Here is an 18,493-nt window from a genome sequence, read left to right on the forward strand (position 1 = left end):
TCCCGGCCGGCCGGTGCGGGGGTCAGGCGGTCTCGAAATCGAGATCGGCCCAGACCGGGACATGGTCGGACGGCTTCTCCCAGGCCCGGACATAGCTGTCGATGCCGACATCGATCAGCCGGTCGCTCGCCTGCGGCGACATCAAGAGGTGGTCGATGCGCAGGCCCCAGTTCTTCTGCCAGGCGCCGGCCTGGTAGTCCCAAAAGGTGTACTGGCCGGGCTCGTCATTGACGGCGCGGAGCGCGTCGGTCAGGCCGAGGCCGAGCAGCGACTGGAAGGCCTCGCGGGTCTGAGGCCGAAACAGGGCGTCATCCGCCCAGGCGGCGGGATTGTAGACGTCGCGGGCCGCCGGAATGACGTTGAAGTCGCCGGCCAGGATCAACGGCTCCTCGGCCTTCAGCCGCTCCTTCGAATACTCAAGAAGCCGCGACATCCACTTGAGCTTGTACGGATATTTGTCGGTATTCGCGGGATTGCCATTGGGCAAATAGAGGCACGCGACCCGGATCACGCCCTGTTTCAGCGTGACGACGCCTTCGAGGAAACGGGCGTGGGCATCCTCGTCGTCGCCGGCGAGGCCGGATTTGGTCTCGTCGAATGGTAGCTTGGAGAGCAGCGCGACGCCGTTGAAGGTCTTCTGGCCGTGCGTGACGACATTGTACCCGAGCGCCTCGACCTCGAGGCGGGGAAACGCATCATCGACGCATTTGATCTCCTGCAGACAGACGATGTCGGGGGAACACTCCTTCAGCCAGCTGACCAGAAGTTCGATCCGTTGCCGGACCGAGTTGACGTTCCACGTAGCGATGCGCATGCAAATGACCGGATTGAAGCCGCACTATTTCACTTAGGTGGCATACCATGGGCGGTCCGCCTGTGCTAACTCTCTCCGGAAACAAGGCGCAACAATTGCCGACGGGGGAGTGACGACGCGCACCGGCCTTCAAGGGACGTCGGCGGCGCACGTGCAAAACTTATGAAAAAACGCAATTTGGTTCTGACTGTCGCTGTTCTCGGCATTGCGGCCGGGGCGGCTTACATGACCCGCACTTCATGGATGGGTGGCGGCGCCGCCACCGCGCAAGGGACCCCGCGGCCACGCGTGGTGTCCGTGGATCTCGCCAAGGCGGAACGCAAATCGGTTCCGGTCGATGTCGATGCCATTGGACAGGTCACGCCGATCTCCAGCGTGGCGCTGAAGTCGCGGCTGGAGACCACAATCGTCTCGGTGCATTTCGAGGACGGCGCCAAGGTCAATGAAGGCGATCTCCTGTTCACGCTCGACGCGCGGCAGATCGACGCGCAGATCGAGCAGGCCGAGGGCGTCCTGGCGCGCGACCAGGCCCAGCTCGAGGGCGCGCAGCGCGACCTCCGCCGCTACACCGAACTGGTCGGCAAGGGCGCAACCACCCAGGTCAACCTCGACAACGCCAAGACCCAGTCCGACGTCCTGATCGGCACCATCAAGGCCGACCGGTTCGCGCTGGAAAATCTCCGCGTCCAGAAGAGCTACACCGTCATCCGCGCACCATTCGCGGGACGGATCAGCGCTGCCAACGTCAAGGTCGGCAACTTCGTCCGCCCCGCCGACACCCAGCCGCTCGCGGTCATCAACCAGATGGCGCCGGTCTATGTCACCTTCGCGATCCCGCAGCGGGCGCTGGTCGATCTGCGCGACGCCATGGGGAAAGGCGATTCAAAGGTGATCGCGACCATTCCCGGCCACCAGCGCTCCGAGCGCGGCAAGGTCGCGATGGTCGAGAACGCCGTCGACGCGACCACCGGCATGGTGACCGTGCGCGGCATCATGAACAACGAGAGCGAGACGCTCTGGCCCGGTACCATCGTGCAGACCAAGCTGATCATCCGCAGCGAAGACGCGGTCGTGGTACCGACGGTCGCGGTGCAGCGCAGCCAGAACGGCAATTTCGTCTTCGTCGTCAAGGACGGCGTCGCCAAGGTCCGGCCGGTCAAGGTCGATCGCACCTTCCAGGGCAGCTCGGTGATCTCAGACGGATTGGCGGGCGATGAAAGCGTCGTTGTCGACGGCCAGCTGCTGCTGTCCGAGGGATCGCGGGTCGAACTGCGGGCGCGCAAGGCCGGAGCCTGACCGATGACGCTCTCCGAGCTCTGCATCCGCCGCCCGGTCATGACGACGCTGATCACGGCGTCGATCATCGCATTCGGGGTGTTCGGCTTCCGCCTGCTGCCGGTCTCGGCGCTGCCCAAGGTGGACTTCCCGACCATCGCGGTGACCGCGACCTTGCCCGGCGCCAGTGCCGACACCATGGCGGCCTCGGTCGCCGGCATCATCGAGCGTCAGCTCTCGACCATTGCCGGCATCTCCTCGATGTCCTCGAACTCCTCGCAGGGCACGAGCGTCATCACCATCCAGTTCGACCTCAACCGCAACATCGATGCTGCCGCGCTCGACGTGCAGACCGCGTTGACGATCGCGCAGCGCCGGCTGCCGATCGAGATGACGATCCCGCCGAGCTTTCGGAAGGTGAACCCGGCGGACTTCCCGGTGCTGTTCGTCTCGCTGGGATCGGCGACGCTGCCGCTGTCGAGCGTCAACGAATACGGCGACATCACGATCGGGCAGGCGCTATCGCAGCTGCCGGGCGTCGCCCAGGTGCTGATCTACGGAGCGCAGAAATTTGCCATCCGCGTCCAGGCCGATCCGGAGGCCGCGGCCGCGCGCGGCGTCTCGATGGAGGATATCCGCGCCGCGGTGTCGCGCGCCAATTCCTCGACCCCGGTCGGTACCTTGAACGGCCCCAAGCAGGACGTCGCGCTGCAGGCCTCCGGCCAGATGGACAAGGCGGCCGACTACCGCCAGATCTATGTCGCCTGGCGCAACGGCTCGCCGGTCCGGCTCGACGAGATCGCCAAGGTCTATGACAGCGTCGAGAACGACAAGATCGCGACCTGGATGAACGACGAGCGGGCGATCGTGCTCGCGATCCAGAAGCAGCCCGACGCCAACACCGTGGCGGTGGTCGACGCGGTGCTGGCCAAGCTGCCGTCGCTGCGCGCCGCCATTCCGCCCTCGGTGACCATGCAGGTCATGATGGACCGTTCGGTCTCGATCCGGCAGGCGGTCAGCGACGTCGAGGAGACCCTGCTGATCGCGATCGGCCTCGTCATCCTCGTGATCTTCCTGTTCCTGCGCTCGGCCTCTGCCACCTTCATTCCGGCGCTCGCGGTGCCGATCTCGCTGTTCGGCACCTGCGCGGCGATGTACGCGCTGGACTACTCCATCAACAACATGACGCTGCTGGCGCTGACGCTCTCGGTCGGCTTCGTGGTCGACGACGCCATCGTCATGCTGGAGAACATCGTCCGCCATATCGAGCACGGCATGAAGCCGTTCGAGGCGGCACTGAAGGGCGCCCGCGAGATCGGCTTCACCATTATCTCGATCACCTTCTCGCTGATCGCCGTGTTCATCCCGGTGCTGCTGATGGGCGGCATCGTCGGCCGCGTGTTCCGCGAATTTGCGGTCACGATTTCGGTCGCCATCATCGTCTCCGGCTTCGTGTCGCTGACCCTGACGCCGATGCTGTGCGCCCGCGTGCTGCGCGCGCATGACGCGAGCAAGCGGCCGAACGTCGTGCTGCGGGCGTTCGAGGCGATGTTCGAGGCCTGGCTGCGCGCCTATGAATGGGCGCTCGACTGGGTGCTGGCCAAGAAGGCCCTGATGCTGGCGGTGACGCTGGCGACGCTCGGCGGCACCATCTATCTCTACATGATCGTGCCGAAAGGCTTCTTCCCGCAGGAGGACACCGGCTTTCTGATCGGCGTGACGGAAGCGGCGACCGACACCTCGTTCGAGGCGATGAAGGTGCGCCAGCAGGCGCTGGTCGAGGTGATGCGGACCGATCCGGCGGTCGACTATATCAATTCGACGGTCGGCTCCGGCGGTCCCAATCCAACCACCAATTACGGCCGGCTGTTCATCGCGCTGAAGCCGCAGAAGACCCGTGACAACGCCACCGTCGTGATCGGGCGGCTGCGCCAGAAGGCGCGCGAGATCCCGGGCATGCAGGCATTCTTCCAGAGCGTCCAGAACCTCAGCATCGGCGGCCGTATCTCCAAGAGTCAGTATCAGTATGTGATGCAGAGCGGCGACACCGAGGCGCTGTACCGGGTGGCGCCCGAGATGCGCGACAAGATCGAGAAGATCCCGGGCCTGCTCGATGTCACGACAGACCTCTACATCAAGAACCCGCAGATGACGGTCGACATCGATCGCGAGAAGGCGGCGGTCTACGGCGTCACCGTCGATCAGGTCCGCAACCAGCTCTACAACGCCTACGGCGCGCGGCAGGTCGGCACCATCTACATGCCGTCGAACGACTACCAGATCATCCTCGAGGTGCAGCCGCAGTTCCGCGTCGATCCGTCCGACCTCTCGAAGCTCTACATGAAGACCGCGAACAACCAGACCATTCCGCTGGATGCGGTGGCGAGGCTGGTGCCGACGGTCGGGCCGTTGCAGATCAACCACCAGGGCCAGCAGCCGGCGGTAACGATCTCCTTCAACCTCGCGCCGGGCACCTCACTCGGCTACGCGGTCGACAAGATCACCGAACTCGAGCAGACCGCGAACCTGCCGCCGACGATTGTGACCGGCTTCTCCGGCACCGCGCAGGTGTTCCAGGATTCGCTGCGCGGGCAGGGCGTGCTGATCCTCGCCGCGGTGTTCGCGGCCTTCGTGATCCTCGGCATTCTCTACGAGAGCTTCATCCACCCGATCACGATCATTTCCGGCCTGCCTTCGGCCGGTATCGGGGCGATCCTCACGCTGATGATGTTCGGCATGGAGCTGTCGGTCATCGCGATGATCGGCATCGTGATGCTGGTCGGCATCGTCAAGAAGAACGCGATCATGATGGTCGACTTCGCGCTGGAGCGACGCCGGGTCGGCCTCAGCGCCGAGCACGCGATCCGCGAGGCGGCACTGCTGCGCTTCCGTCCGATCATGATGACGACGTTCGCGGCGATCTTCGGCACGCTGCCGATTGCGCTCGGCGCGGGCGCCGGCGCCGAACTGCGTCAGCCGCTCGGCGTCGCCGTGGTCGGCGGCCTCTGCGTCTCGCAATTGCTGACGCTGTTCATCACGCCCGTCATCTACATCTATCTCGACCGCATCGACCGCAGGCTGCGGCGCAAGCTCGACCCAGAGGGGGAGGCGGGCGGCGACGTCGAGCGGCCGCAGGTGGTCGCGGCGGAATAGCCGAGCGTTCGGCGCGAGCCGGAAACCGGCTCGCCGGGAGAAACCGCTCGGGATCGCGAGGCGTTAGATCGAGAAGCTGGTGCCGCAGCCGCAGGAGGCGGTGGCGTTCGGATTGACGACGCGGAACGAGGCGCCGATCAGGTCGTCGACGAAGTCGACTTCCGAGCCCGTGAGGAACGGCACCGAGGCCGGATCGATCAGCACCACCGCGCTGTCGCGCTCGATCACGAGGTCGTCATCGGCCTGGGTGCGCTCGACGTCGAACTTGTACTGGAAACCGGAGCAGCCGCCGCCCTCGACCGAAATGCGCAGCTTGGCGCCTTCGCCTTCCTTGCTGAGGATCTGCCCGATACGGCGGGCGGCCCGTTCGCTGACGGTGATGGCAGCAGTCATGTCGGTCTCCGAAACCCTATTTGAGCATGATCTGATCGGGATCAGGCCCGGCGTCATCCCCAATTCATTTGGTCGGCCGCCTCAGTCATAGTTAAGTGCGTCGGACCATGGAATCAAATGGATAAGGACTAAAATACAGTGTCGGTCGGAATGGCTGCCCCCCGCGCGCCTTATGCCTGCGACCCCGATTGCAGCCGCGGCCGGCTGGTCGCGGAGCCGCCGAGCCGGACCCGGAGCCCATTCCGGCGCGACTGCGACCGGGTGATCCATTCCACCGCGTTCCGCCGCCTCAAGCACAAGACCCAGGTCTTCGTCTTCCACGAGGGCGATCACTACCGGACCCGGCTGACCCATTCGCTGGAGGTCGCACAGATCGCCCGGGCGCTGGCCCGCCAGCTCGGGGTCGACGAGGACCTGACCGAGACGCTGGCGCTGGCGCATGACCTTGGCCATCCGCCGTTCGGGCATGCCGGCGAGCGGGCGCTCGACGAATGCCTCAGGGATGACGGCGGCTTCGACCATAATGCGCAGGCGCTGCGGGTCGTCACCTCGCTGGAGCATCGCTACCCCGAATTCGGCGGGCTGAACCTGACCTGGGAATCGCTCGAGGGGATCGTCAAGCACAACGGCCCCCTGACCGAGCGCAATGGCGCGCCCGCCGGCCGCTACCTGGAGAGTGGAGTCCCGATCGGAATTGCCGACTACAACAAGGGCTACGACCTCGAGCTCTGGAGCTATGCCTCGCTCGAGGCGCAGATCGCGGCCTTCGCCGACGACATCGCCTATGACGCGCACGATATCGATGACGGCCTGCGTGCCGGTCTTTTCGCGGTCGACGATCTCAAGGAGATGCCGCTGACCGCCGACATCATCGCCGAGATCGACCGCCACTATCCCGGGCTCGATGAGGTCCGGCGCGGCGCCGAACTGGTGCGTGAGCTGATCTCACACTTCATCAGCGCGGTCTTCAACGAAGCGAGCCGGCGCCTCGCGGACGCGCAGCCGCAATCGGCCCACGACGTGCGCCACCACAATGCCCCTCTGATTGCGTTTCCCTCCGAGGTGGCGGAGCAGGAAGCGGCGATCAAGGCGTTCCTGTTCCGGCGGATGTATCGCCACAAGCGGGTGATGCTGGTGATGGGGGAGGCGGAGGAGGTCGTCCGCAATCTGTTCGAGCGCTACCAGCAGTCGCCTGAAGACCTGCCGGCGGAATGGATCGAGGGGAGCGTGCAGGAGACCGGGAGCGCTCGGAACAGGCGGATCGGCAATTTCATTGCCGGGATGACCGACCGTTTCGCCCTGATCGAGCACCAAAGGCTTTTTGACTCGACCCCGGATTTGCGTTAGCGCCCTGCCATGGCCGACACGACTGCTTCACCACACCTTTTTGCCGATATGCTGACGCGCGTGCACGCGATCTGTGCCGCGCTCGCAGCCGAGGACAATTGGCCCGCCGGCATCGATCTGTCCCGCGTCGTGGTGGAGCCGCCGCGCGACGCCAACCATGGCGACATGGCGACCAATGCCGCGATGGTGCTCGCCAAGGACGCCAAGGCGAAGCCGCGCGAGCTTGCCGACAAGATCGCCGAGCGGCTGCGCGCCGATGCGCTGGTGGCCTCCGTCGATGTCGCCGGGCCCGGCTTCATCAACCTGACCTTGAAGCCGCAGGTCTGGGCGGACGCGCTACGCGCCGTGCTGGCCGCCGGCTCGGCTTACGGGCGCAGCGACATCGGCAAGGCCGAGAAGGTCAATGTCGAATACGTCTCGGCCAACCCGACCGGGCCGATGCATGTCGGCCATTGCCGCGGCGCCGTGTTCGGCGACGCGCTGTGCAGCCTGCTGCAATTCGCGGGCTTCGACGTCTGCCGCGAATATTACATCAACGACGCCGGCGCCCAGGTCGACGTGCTCGCGCGTTCGGCGTTCCTGCGCTACCGCGAGGCGCTCGGCCAGGACATCGGTGCGATCCCGGAAGGGCTCTATCCCGGCGACTACCTCGTGCCGGTCGGCGAGGCGCTCGCCAGGGAATATGGCGAGAAGCTGCTCGACATGAGCGAAGCCGCGTGGCTGCCGATCGTGCGCGACAAGGCGATCGCCATGATGATGGAGATGATCAAGGGCGATCTCGCCGCGCTCAATATCCATCACGATGTGTTCTTCTCCGAGCGCTCGCTGATCACGTCGGGCAACAACAAAGTCGCCGAGACCATCGATTTCCTCCGCGCCAAGGGCGACATCTACGAGGGCCGTTTGCCGCCGCCGAAGGGCAAGCCGGTCGAGGACTACGAGGACCGCGAGCAGTCGCTGTTCCGCGCCACCGCTTATGGCGACGACGTCGATCGTCCGCTGATCAAGTCGGACGGCTCCTACACCTACTTCGCCTCCGACATCGCCAACCACCGCTACAAGTTCGAGCGTGGCTTCACCAATCTGATCGACGTGTTCGGTGCCGATCACGGCGGCTACATCAAGCGCATGCAGGCCGCCGTGAAGGCTGTGACCGCGGGTAAGGCTGTCCTCGACGTCAAGATCGTGCAACTCGTGAAGCTGCTGCGCGACGGCGAGCCGGTAAAGATGTCGAAGCGGTCGGGCGAATTCGTCACGCTGCGCGAGGTGGTCGACGAGGTCGGCTCCGACGCTGTCCGATTCATGATGCTGTTCCGCAAGAACGACGCGGTGCTCGATTTCGACCTCGCCAAGGTGATCGAGCAGTCAAAGGACAACGCGGTCTTCTACGTCCAGTACGGCCACGCCCGCGGCCATTCGATCTTCCGCAACGCGCGGGAGGAAGCGGTTCCCGATCTGCCCGAGACCGATGAGGCCCGGCTGGCCTATCTCCGTAATGCTACGGTCGAGCGGCTGACCGACCCGGCCGAGCTCGATCTGCTCAAGCGGCTTGCGCTTTATCCGCGGATGATCGAGGCTGCGGCGGTGGCACATGAGCCGCACCGAATCGCTTTTTATCTCTATGATTTGGCCAGTGAATTTCATGCGCTGTGGACCAAGGGGCGCGATTTGCCCTATTTACGCTTCATTATCAATAATGATGCAGAGATCACGAGGGCGCGACTGGCAATGGTTCAGGGCGTCGTCTCGGTTCTGGCATCGGGCTTAGCTGTTCTAGGCGTCCACGCTCCGACCGAGATGCGGTAGGCAGGGGCATTAGGCCCTCACGAGTGGGGATTTGTGAGGGCATCTGGCAGAGGCCAACTCGTACGGACCGGCTGTGCCGGCGATCTTGGCGCTGTCCCGAAGGGGATGCATCATCACAATGGCTGATCGATATCAGGACCGACATTTTCCCGCCGACACGGCTTCCAAGGCCGACAGCGATCCGCTTGCCGAACTGGCACGGCTGATCGGCCAGACGGATCCCTTCGGCTCCGCCAACAAGCCGCCGCCGCGGCCGCTGCAGTCGCGCGCCAACGCGCGGCCGCAACAATACGAGCCGCAGGCCGCGGACGAGGATGCGCCGCCCGCGGGCCCGCCGACCTGGATGCAGCGCGCGCGGCAGGAGGCCGTCGCTCCGCCTCCCGTGCAGCACACCGAAGACGAAGAGCCCGAGCAGGACTACCAGCCGAAGCCGGTGCATCCGTTGCACCGCTATGCGGCCCAACAGGCGCAGCCCGCGCCTGCGCCTGTGGCGCAATATCGTCCGGTCGAGGCCCCTCGACAGCCGGAGGCGTTTGACGAGGAGCCGCACTATCAGGGTGGCGGTCAGAGTCAGGATCCGTCGCGCTATGACGACGCGCTCTACGGCCAGCTGGAAGCCGGCGAGCAGGACCTGCAGCGCGATCCCGCCTATCCGGACGATCCCTATGCCTATGAGGAGGCCTACGAGGACGAACCCGAGCCCCGTCGGCGGCGCAGCGGCCTGATGACGGTCGCCGCGGTGCTGGCGCTTGGCGTGTTCGGCGTCGGTGGCGCGTATGCCTACCGGACCTATGTCGGTTCGCCCCGCAGCGGTGAGCCGCCGATCATCAAGGCCGACAACACGCCGACCAAGGTAATCCCGGCCCAGGTCGACGCGCCGGCCAAGACGCCGGACCGCATGGCGACGGGCGACGGCACCGAGAAGATCGTGTCGCGCGAAGAGACGCCGGTCGACGTCAATTCGAAGACCGCCGGACCGCGCGTCGTGTTTCCGCCGCTGAACGCCAATGCGAATCCGCCGCCGGCGGCCAGCGTGCAGACGGCGCAGCCGGCGCCAGCGCCGGTCACCGCGAACGGCACGTTGCCGAACAACGAGCCGCGCAAGGTCCGCACCCTCTCGGTCAAGGGCGATACACCCGATGGCACGCAGGCCACCGCGACTGTGCCGGCGAAACCTCCGGCGGCGGCGAAGCCTCCGGTGTCGCGCGGCAACCCGGCTGCGGCCAATGCCAGCGTCAACTCGCCAATGTCGCTGGTTCCCGGCCAGGCTGAGGCGGCTCCGGCCGCGCCTCCGACCCGGGTGGCGTCAACCTCGGCGGCTCCGGTTGGTGGCGGCGGATATCTGGTCCAGGTGTCCTCGCAGAAGAACGAGGCGGACGCGCAGGCGTCGTACCGGACGCTGCAGGGCAAGTATCGCAGCGTGCTCGGTTCGCAGCCCTTGGTGGTGAAACGCGTCGATCTCGGCGAGAAGGGCGTTTACTACCGCGCCTTCGCGGGCCCGTTCGCGTCGTCGGAAGAGGCGAGCCAAGTGTGCAAGAGCCTGATGTCGGCGGGTGGGCCGCAGTGCCTCATCCAAAGAAATTAAAGGCGGTTTCCTTGACCCGTGAGCTGCATACGGCCTAATCGGCCGAATGACGAACCGCGCATTCATCACGGGCATCTCCGGGCTGATCCTCAACGAGGCCGAACGCGAATTCATTCGCGCCGAGCGGCCATGGGGCTTCATCCTGTTCAAGCGCAACATCGAGAGTCCTGCCCAAGTGGCGGCTCTTGTTGGGGAACTCCGGTCCGCAGTCGGCGTCACCGATGTTCCGGTCCTGATTGACCAGGAAGGCGGGCGGGTGCAGCGGCTTGGCCCGCCGCATTGGCCGGCCTATCCGCCGGGCGCGAGCTTTGGGGCGCTCTACGACATCGATCCGAAGCTCGGGCTTGCGGCGGCGCGGCTCAGCTCACGGCTGATTGCGGCCGACCTGATCGACCTTGGAATCACCGTCGATTGCCTGCCTTTGGCCGACGTTCCCGTGGCCGGGGCGGATGCGGTGATCGGCAACCGGGCCTATGGAACTGAACCCGGCAAGGTCGCGGCGATCGCCCGGGCGGTCACGGACGGGCTGGAACAGGGCGGGGTCCTGCCGGTTCTCAAGCATATTCCCGGCCATGGCCGGGCCACGGCGGACAGCCATTTCCGGCTTCCGACGGTTGATACCGCCAGGGCCGAACTGGAACGGACCGATTTTGCCGCGTTCCAGCCGCTTGCCGATCTGCCGATGGCCATGACTGCACATGTTGTGTTTAGCGCGCTCGACCCCGTCCATCCGGCGACGACTTCTGCGACAATCATCGAACAGGTGATTCGCGGCCTGATCGGGTTCCAGGGTTTGTTGATGAGTGATGACGTGTCGATGAATGCGCTGGCCGGGTCGATTGCCGAACGGACCCGCGCCATCGTCACCGCCGGTTGCGACATGGTTCTGCACTGCAACGGCAATATTGACGAGATGCGCGAGGTCGCACGCGAAACGCCGGAACTGGCCGGCAAGGCGCTTGAGCGCGCCACGGCGACGCTCGCCGCGCGCAGGCCGCCTCAGCCGCTCGACCGGCAGACGGCACGGGCTGAACTGGATGCGTTGTTGGATCGGGTAGGGACGGCATGACCGCTGAAATTCTTTCGTTTGATACCGGGCGGCCGGCCGACCTCGCCGAGGGCGAACCGGCGCTGGTGGTCGACGTCGAGGGCTATGAGGGCCCGCTCGACCTGCTGTTGACGCTGGCGCGGCAGCAGAAGGTCGACCTGTCGAAGATCTCGATCCTCGCGCTTGCCGACCAATATCTTTCGTTCATCGAGGCCGCGCGCAAGATTCGCCTCGAGCTTGCGGCCGACTATCTGGTGATGGCGGCGTGGTTGGCGTTCCTAAAGTCGCGGCTTCTGCTGCCTGAGCCGCCGAGCGCGGAGGGACCGAGCGCCGAGGAAATGGCGACCGCGCTCGCCAACCGGCTGCGCCGGCTGGAGGCGATCCGCGAGGCGGCGAACCGGCTGATGAACCGGCCCCAGTTTCAGCGCGATATCTTTCCGCGCGGCAATCCGGAATCGATCGCCGAGATCAAGCATCCGAAGTTCACCGCGACCCTGTACGACCTGCTGTCGGCCTATGCCACGCAGCGCCAGTCGCGCGTTCTGACCACGGTTCATCTGCAGAAGCGTACCGTGTGGTCGCTTGCGGAAGCACGCGCCTCGCTGGAGCGGCTGGTCGGCATCGCCGAGGACTGGAGCTGCCTCGACGAGTATCTGATGAATTACGTCGCCGATCCCACGCAGAAGGCGACGGTGTTCGCATCGAGCTTCGCTGCGGCCCTCGAGCTGGTTCGCGAGGGCGAGATGGAGATCAACCAGAAGCAGGCGTTCGCGCCGATCTATTTCCGAAAGCGTCAAGCGCAAGCCGCAACGGCGGCGCCGGACCTGTCGGTTGAGTAAGTGGAAGAAGGAGAGCAAGCCCATGGCAAGCTTGGCGGAAGTGCGCAGAGAAGAGCCCGAGGAGGAGGTTTCTCCTATGGATCCGGTGGCGCGTCCTGAGGAATTGCGGCTCCTGGAAGCCCTGTTGTTTGCATCGGCCGAACCGATCGATCAGGCAACGCTGGCAAAGCGGATGCCCGACGGCGTCGACGTCAAGGCGGCGCTGGCACAGTTGCAGGCGGAATACGCGCCGCGCGGCGTCAACCTGGTGCGTGTCGCCAACAAGTGGACGTTCCGCACCGCCGGCGATCTGTCGTGGCTGATGACGCGCGAGAGCACCGAGACCCGGAAGCTGTCGCGTGCCGCGATCGAGGTGCTGGCGATCGTCGCCTATCACCAGCCGGTGACCCGCGCCGAAATCGAAGAGATTCGCGGCGTGGTTACGTCGAAGGGCACGATCGACGTGCTGCTCGAGACCGGCTGGATCCGTCCGCGCGGCCGCCGCAAGACGCCGGGCCGTCCGCTGACCTTCGGAACCACCGACGCGTTCCTGTCGCAGTTCAGCCTGGAAGCGCTCGGCGACCTGCCGGGGCTCGAGGAGCTGAAGGGTACGGGTCTGCTCGACTCGCGTCTGCCGACCGGATTTTCCGTTCCGTCGCCGTCGGATGACGCGACGCTGCGGGAGGACGAGGAACCGCTCGAGCCGGGTGATACGCTGGAACTGCTACTGGCGCCGGCCGTCGAGCCGGAAGCCGAGGAACCGAAGGCTGAAGCCGAAGCGACTGCGGAGGTTGAAACCACCGCCGAGGCCGAGGTCGAGGCGGACGTTGCCTCTGACGCGGATGCGGCCGAACCTGACGCTGGCGAGCCGGAAGACCGGGCCGACCACGCGGGTGATGAGGCCGACACCGAGGACAAGGGCGAGTAAGCCTGAATATTCCCGGTTAAGCCTAGCAATATTACGTAGCCGCGACAGCGATTTGCCGCGGCCGAGGTCCTTGTTTTTGACACCCCGCGGGCCTACCTTCCGGCAAAGTTCAGGCCGGTCCGCCGGCCATTTCTGGAGGGTTGCAGGATGGGTTCGTTGAGCATTTGGCACTGGATCGTCGTGATCGCAGTGGTCCTGCTGCTGTTCGGACGCGGCAAGATTTCTGATCTGATGGGTGACGTCGCCCAGGGCATCAAGGCCTTCAAGAAGGGCATGCAGGACGACGACAAGGTCGCCGAGAAGACCGAGCCCACCAAGTCGATCGATCACAATGCGGCGACGTCGGCCGCGCGCCAGGACGTCGGCAGCAAGGCCGTCTAACGCGCTTGTACTGACGCATATTTCGACGTTTTTTCTTGCGCGAAACGGTGACGCCGTCGCACAGACGCGCTATGGACGCCGATTGAGAAAAGGCGCCGGCAGCCCCAGCTCCTGTGAGGAGCGATGGGGCCGATGGCGGCGCGCTTAGGCGGAAGAATTCATGTTCGATATCGGGTGGAGTGAACTGGTCGTCATCGCGGTCGTCGCGCTGATCGCCATCGGCCCGAAAGAACTGCCGGGCGTGCTGCGCATGGTCGGGCAATGGATGGGCAAGGCCCGCAAGATGGCCTCCGAATTCCAGGGCCAGTTCCAGGAAGCCATGCGCGAGGCCGAGATGGCCGACCTCAAGAAGAGCTTTGACGAGGTCAGGGAGGCCGCGACCGGCATCACCAGCGGCAACATCATGACCTCGCTGCAGAAGGACGTCAGCGACGCCCTGCAGATCGACAAGCCGGTCGATGCGCAGGTCGCCTCCGCAATCGACGCACCGGTGACGCCCAGCGACGCACCGGTGACGTCAAGTGACGCACCGGTGACGCCCACGGCTCCCGCCGAGCCGACGCCGGAAACCTTCGTCGAGGCCGAGGCGCACACGGCCGCCGGCGAGCCGCTCGCGATCACCAATGAGGTGAAGGGCGAGCCGACGCCGCAGGACGTGACGCCGGCACAGTCCGATGTGCGCAAGGACGCGAGGGCGTCATGAGCGCCGAAGACATCGAGGCCAGCAAGGCCCCCTTGATGGATCACCTGATCGAGCTGCGTTCGCGGCTGATCAAGGCGTTGCTCGGCTTCGGTGTGGCCTTCATCATCTGCTTCTTCTTCGCCAAGCAGATCTACAACGTGCTGGTCTGGCCGTTCGTCTGGATCGCGGGGCCGGAGAATTCGAAATTCATCTACACCGCGCTGCTGGAATATTTCATCACCCAGCTGAAGCTCGCCTTGTTCGGCGCCGGCTTCATCTCGTTTCCGATCGTCGCCACCCAGATCTACAAGTTCGTCGCGCCCGGTCTCTACCGGCACGAGCGCAACGCCTTCCTGCCGTATCTGATCGCCACCCCGGTGTTCTTCGTGATGGGTGCGGCGCTGGTCTATTTCGTCGTGCTGCCGATGCTGGTGCGGTTCTCGCTCGGCATGCAGCAGGCCGGCGGCGCGGAGACCGCGCAGATCCAGCTGCTGCCCAAGGTCGGCGAATATCTTTCGCTGATGATGTCGCTGATCTTCGCCTTCGGCATCGCGTTCCAGCTGCCGGTGATCCTGACGCTGCTCGGCCGCATCGGCATCGTCACCTCGAAGATGCTGAAGGAGAAGCGGCGCTACTTCATCGTGATCGCCTTCATCATCGCCGCCGTGCTGACGCCGCCCGACGTGCTGAGCCAGGCCTCGCTCGCGATCCCGCTGCTCGCGCTCTACGAGGGCGCCATCATCGCGGTCCGGATCGTGGAAAAGAAGGCTGCGACCGCGAACGCCTCGTCCGGGGCGACCAATCCCGCCGAATAGGTGATTTTGCCTCACACTCAGCGTCATACCCCGCGAAAGCGGGGTATCCAGTACGCCGCGGCCTCTCGGTGACACGCTGACGTCTCTGGAATACTGGATCGCCCGCCTTCGCGGGCGATGACAGTTGTGCTAGTTGAGGCACACCACAAAACGTTGACATACAACGTTATCTGCCTGAGCGACGTTAGGACCCCGACTGCCATGCACGACATCAAAGCGATCCGCGACAACCCGACGGCCTTCGACGCCGGCCTGAAACGCCGCGGGCTTGGGCCGTTGTCGCCGTCGCTGCTGGCGATCGACGAGAAACGGCGTGCGGCGATCCTGGCGTCCGAGCAGGCCCAGGCGCGGCGCAATGCGGCCTCGAAGGAGATCGGCGAGGCCAAGAAGGCCAAGGACGAGGCGCGTGCGGCCAAGTTGATGGCTGAAGTCGCCGAGCTGAAGACCACGATGCCGGAGCTCGAGCTGGCGGCGAAATCGTCCGATGACGAACTGACCAAGGAGCTGTCGTCGATTCCGAACCTGCCGCTCGACGAGGTGCCCGACGGCACCGACGAGCACGGCAATGTCCAGCACCATGTGTTCGGCAAGAAGCGCGACTACGGTTTTGCGCCGAAGCTGCATGACGATCTCGGCACCGCGCTCGGCGATATGGATTTCGAGGCGGCGGCGAAACTGTCCGGCGCGCGCTTCGTCGTGCTGAAGAAAGGGCTGGCGCGGCTCGAGCGCGCGATCGGGCAGTTCATGCTCGATTTGCACACCGGCGAGCACGGCTATACCGAGATCAATCCGCCGCTGCTGGTGCGCGACGCCGTGATGTTCGGCACCGGCCAGTTGCCGAAATTCGAGGACGACCAGTTCTGGGCGATCAAGGGTGAATTGCTCGCGGCACCGGATGCCGATCTCCGCAGCGAGCGCCTCGGCCTGATCCCGACCGCCGAAGTCTCGCTGACCAACCTCGCGCGCGAATCGATCCTGGATGAAAAGGAGCTGCCGATGCGGCTCACCGCGCTGACGCCGTGCTTCCGCGCCGAGGCCGGCGCGGCGGGACGCGACACGCGCGGCATGATCCGCCAGCACCAGTTCACAAAGGTCGAGCTGGTATCGATCACGACGCCGGAAGCCAGCAAGGATGAGCTGGAGCGCATGCTGTCCTGCGCCGAGCAGGTGCTGCAGAAGCTCGACCTGCATTATCGCGTGATGACGCTGTGCGCCGGCGACATGGGCTTCTCCGCGCAGAAGACCTACGACATCGAGGTGTGGATGCCGGGGCAGGGCGACGGCGGCGCCTATCGCGAGATTTCGAGCTGCTCGGTGTGCGGCGATTTCCAGGCCCGCCGCATGGACGCGCGCTATCGCGGCCCCGACGGCAAGCCGCGCTTCGTGCATACGCTGAACGGCTCCGGCACCGCGGTCGGGCGCGCCTTGATCGCGGTCATGGAGACCTATCAGCAGCAGGATGGTTCGATCGCGGTGCCCGATGTGCTGCAGCCCTATATGGGCGGGCTCAAGGTCATCGAGCACGGCATGTGAGGCGAGGGCCAGTGTGATGCCGCTCCACCGTGACATCCACTGGCTTGGTCGACAATGGGCCGTCACGGGCTACGGTCTGCAGCTGATCAATCAGAAGCAGATGGGCTATTACGACATCGAGGCGGCGCGCCTGTGGGACGCGCGCGTGACCGAGGTGCAATCGAAGGCCTGGATCGACAGGCCCGACTTCGACAAGGCGCTGGAGATCGCGCGCGGCAAGTTCGCCCAGATGGCGCCGGCCGATCTGCCGCCACTACCGGCACCGATTGCCTCGCCGCCACCACCGGTCCGGGCGATGCCGCCGGCCGCGCCGCGCGCGCCGCTTGACGCGACATCGGTGCCTTCGATCGAGGAGCTGCTGGCCAGGCTGAAATCAAAATCGGCTGCAACGGCGCCGGTCGCAAAACCTGCCGAGGCACTCGCTCCGGTGCCGCCCAAACCGTCCAGGGCTGAGCCTCGCGGGTCTGAAGCTCCAAAGGCCGAAACTCTCACGACCGCACCCGCCAAGGCTGATCCCATCACGGCCGATCCCATCAAGTCCGAGCTCCCCACATCGGAGCTTCCGAAGCCCCCCAAGTCTGAGCCTCGCCAAACCGTTGCAATTGCGCTTGAGCCGGCCAGACCGGAAGCTCGGAAGGTCGAGCCGCCCAAGGTTGAAGCTCTCAAATCTGAAGCTTCTAAGTCCGACGCTCCCAAGTCTGAAGCTCCCAAATCTGAAGCTTCCAAGGCTGAAGCGCCAAAGCCTGGACCCGCCAAGCTCGAGCCTCCAAGGTCAGAAACTGTCACGTCCCGGGGTCTCGGGGCCGAACTGCGTCAGGTCCCACGGGTCAAAATGCCAGAGGCGCCGCGGCCGACGCCCGTGATCGCGGTTGTTCGGCGGCCGGCCAGGCCGGCCTGGCCGGTGTTCGAGCGGAAAATTGCCGGCAGTGCGCGATTTGTCCGTCCATGGCGCGTGACGTCGGCGCGATGGCACGGGCCATCGCCAGGTTTGCCTCCGCGGCCCTAGCCGGTTAAGACGGCAATCAACTCAAGAAACCGCAGCGTAAGAAACCCGCGTCGAATCGGAACAAGAGGCACTTTGACGGATGCGAATTCTCTGCACCAATGATGACGGCATCCACGCTCCAGGCCTGCAGGTCGTCGAGCAGATCGCACGCGCGTTGTCCGACGATGTCTGGATCGTTGCCCCCGAGCTCGATCAGTCCGGCGTCTCGCATTCGCTGTCGCTCAACGATCCGCTGCGTCTGCGCGAGGTCAGCCCGCGTCATTTCGCGGTGCGCGGCACGCCGACCGATTGCGTCATCATGGGCGCGCGCCACATTCTCGGAGACAAGCTGCCCGATCTCGTGCTGAGCGGCGTCAACAAGGGCCGCAACGTCGCCGAGGACGTGGTCTATTCCGGCACCATCGCTGGTGCGCTGGAAGGCACCATTCTGGGCTTTCCGTCATTTGCGCTGTCGCAGGAATTCTCGATCGAGACGCGCAACGCGCCGCTGTGGGACACTGCGCTGAAATTCGGACCCGACATCATCCGCAAGGTGATCGGCGCCGGCGTCCCCAGGAACACCGTCATCAACGTCAACTTCCCGTCCTGCATGCCCGATGACGTCAAGGGCATCCGGATCACGCGGCAGGGCAAGCGCAATCAGGGGTTCCTGAAGATCGATCGCCGTCACGACGGACGCGGCAATCCGTATTTCTGGATCGGCTTCGAGCGCGCGGCGATGATGGACACGCCGGCCGAAGGCACCGATCTCGCCGCGCTTGCGGCGCGCCACGTCTCGGTGACGCCGCTGCGGCTCGACCGCACCGATGAAGCATTTTCGGAAACGCTGCTTGATACGCTGAAGTGAGCTCGTGTAGCCCGGATGAAGCGAAGCGAAATCCGGGGCTGCTCGCATTGGGCGCAAGATTC

At 65.1% G+C, this 18,493-nt stretch carries 15 protein-coding genes and 1 pseudogene; 14 read left to right on the plus strand and 2 right to left on the minus strand.

Annotated features, from left to right (window positions below; all coding sequences use genetic code 11):
• Nucleotides 1-22 precede the first annotated feature (22 nt).
• Nucleotides 23-814: an exodeoxyribonuclease III gene (gene xth, locus XI02_RS21465; protein ID WP_172648030.1), complete on the minus strand. Its 792-nt coding sequence runs from the start codon at nt 812-814 to the stop codon at nt 23-25.
• Nucleotides 815-976: 162 nt separating this feature from the next.
• Here xth and XI02_RS21470 point away from each other — a divergent pair, with 162 nt between their 5' ends.
• Both XI02_RS21470 and XI02_RS21475 read left to right on the plus strand, forming a co-directional pair.
• Entirely contained in the window at nt 977-2,110 is a 1,134-nt protein-coding gene (locus XI02_RS21470; protein WP_172648029.1) for an efflux RND transporter periplasmic adaptor subunit, read from the plus strand.
• A gap of 3 nt (nt 2,111-2,113) precedes the next feature.
• Complete coding sequence (locus XI02_RS21475; RefSeq protein ID WP_194483472.1) at nt 2,114-5,242, plus strand: efflux RND transporter permease subunit; 3,129 nt, start codon at nt 2,114-2,116, stop codon at nt 5,240-5,242.
• Nucleotides 5,243-5,305: 63 nt separating this feature from the next.
• On the opposite strand, the gene erpA is transcribed toward XI02_RS21475, so the two are convergent.
• Entirely contained in the window at nt 5,306-5,635 is a 330-nt protein-coding gene (gene erpA, locus XI02_RS21480) for an iron-sulfur cluster insertion protein ErpA (protein WP_069278466.1), read from the minus strand.
• A 138-nt stretch (nt 5,636-5,773) separates the two neighbouring features.
• On the opposite strand from erpA, the gene XI02_RS21485 reads away from it, so the two are divergent.
• The 12 genes and pseudogenes from XI02_RS21485 (at nt 5,774) to surE (ending at nt 18,431) form a co-directional block, all read left to right on the plus strand.
• Complete coding sequence (locus XI02_RS21485) at nt 5,774-6,982, plus strand: deoxyguanosinetriphosphate triphosphohydrolase (RefSeq protein ID WP_172648027.1); 1,209 nt, start codon at nt 5,774-5,776, stop codon at nt 6,980-6,982.
• A gap of 9 nt (nt 6,983-6,991) precedes the next feature.
• On the plus strand, nt 6,992-8,788 hold the full coding sequence (gene argS / locus XI02_RS21490; protein WP_172648026.1) for an arginine--tRNA ligase: 1,797 nt from the start codon (nt 6,992-6,994) through the stop codon (nt 8,786-8,788).
• 118 nt (nt 8,789-8,906) lie between these two features.
• Nucleotides 8,907-10,373 carry an SPOR domain-containing protein gene (locus XI02_RS21495; RefSeq protein ID WP_172648025.1) on the plus strand — a complete coding sequence of 489 codons (1,467 nt, stop codon included), beginning with the start codon at nt 8,907-8,909 and terminating at the stop codon, nt 10,371-10,373.
• Between the two features lie 46 nt (nt 10,374-10,419).
• On the plus strand, nt 10,420-11,442 hold the full coding sequence (gene nagZ, locus XI02_RS21500; RefSeq protein ID WP_172648024.1) for a beta-N-acetylhexosaminidase: 1,023 nt from the start codon (nt 10,420-10,422) through the stop codon (nt 11,440-11,442).
• Nucleotides 11,439-12,260, plus strand: coding sequence for a ScpA family protein (locus XI02_RS21505; protein ID WP_016846880.1), 822 nt, complete (start codon nt 11,439-11,441; stop codon nt 12,258-12,260). The genes nagZ and XI02_RS21505 overlap by 4 nt, the downstream gene beginning before the upstream one ends.
• A gap of 22 nt (nt 12,261-12,282) precedes the next feature.
• Nucleotides 12,283-13,152, plus strand: a pseudogene (gene scpB, locus XI02_RS21510) (SMC-Scp complex subunit ScpB); the annotation flags it as partial.
• A 162-nt stretch (nt 13,153-13,314) separates the two neighbouring features.
• Nucleotides 13,315-13,548, plus strand: a complete 234-nt coding sequence (locus XI02_RS21515) for a twin-arginine translocase TatA/TatE family subunit (protein WP_016846882.1) — start codon at nt 13,315-13,317, stop codon at nt 13,546-13,548.
• A 160-nt stretch (nt 13,549-13,708) separates the two neighbouring features.
• Nucleotides 13,709-14,251: a Sec-independent protein translocase protein TatB gene (gene tatB / locus XI02_RS21520; protein ID WP_069278413.1), complete on the plus strand. Its 543-nt coding sequence runs from the start codon at nt 13,709-13,711 to the stop codon at nt 14,249-14,251.
• Nucleotides 14,248-15,045, plus strand: coding sequence for a twin-arginine translocase subunit TatC (gene tatC / locus XI02_RS21525; RefSeq protein WP_018271527.1), 798 nt, complete (start codon nt 14,248-14,250; stop codon nt 15,043-15,045). Before tatB ends, tatC begins: the two co-directional genes overlap by 4 nt.
• A gap of 201 nt (nt 15,046-15,246) precedes the next feature.
• Complete coding sequence (gene serS / locus XI02_RS21530) at nt 15,247-16,578, plus strand: serine--tRNA ligase (RefSeq protein ID WP_018271528.1); 1,332 nt, start codon at nt 15,247-15,249, stop codon at nt 16,576-16,578.
• A 13-nt stretch (nt 16,579-16,591) separates the two neighbouring features.
• Entirely contained in the window at nt 16,592-17,584 is a 993-nt protein-coding gene (locus XI02_RS21535) for a hypothetical protein (protein WP_194483473.1), read from the plus strand.
• Nucleotides 17,585-17,663: 79 nt separating this feature from the next.
• Complete coding sequence (gene surE / locus XI02_RS21540) at nt 17,664-18,431, plus strand: 5'/3'-nucleotidase SurE (RefSeq protein WP_018271530.1); 768 nt, start codon at nt 17,664-17,666, stop codon at nt 18,429-18,431.
• The last annotated feature ends 62 nt before the right edge of the window (nt 18,432-18,493 follow it).

The organism is Bradyrhizobium sp. CCBAU 21365 (genome assembly GCF_015291305.1).
GTDB classification, from domain to species: domain Bacteria; phylum Pseudomonadota; class Alphaproteobacteria; order Rhizobiales; family Xanthobacteraceae; genus Bradyrhizobium; species Bradyrhizobium elkanii.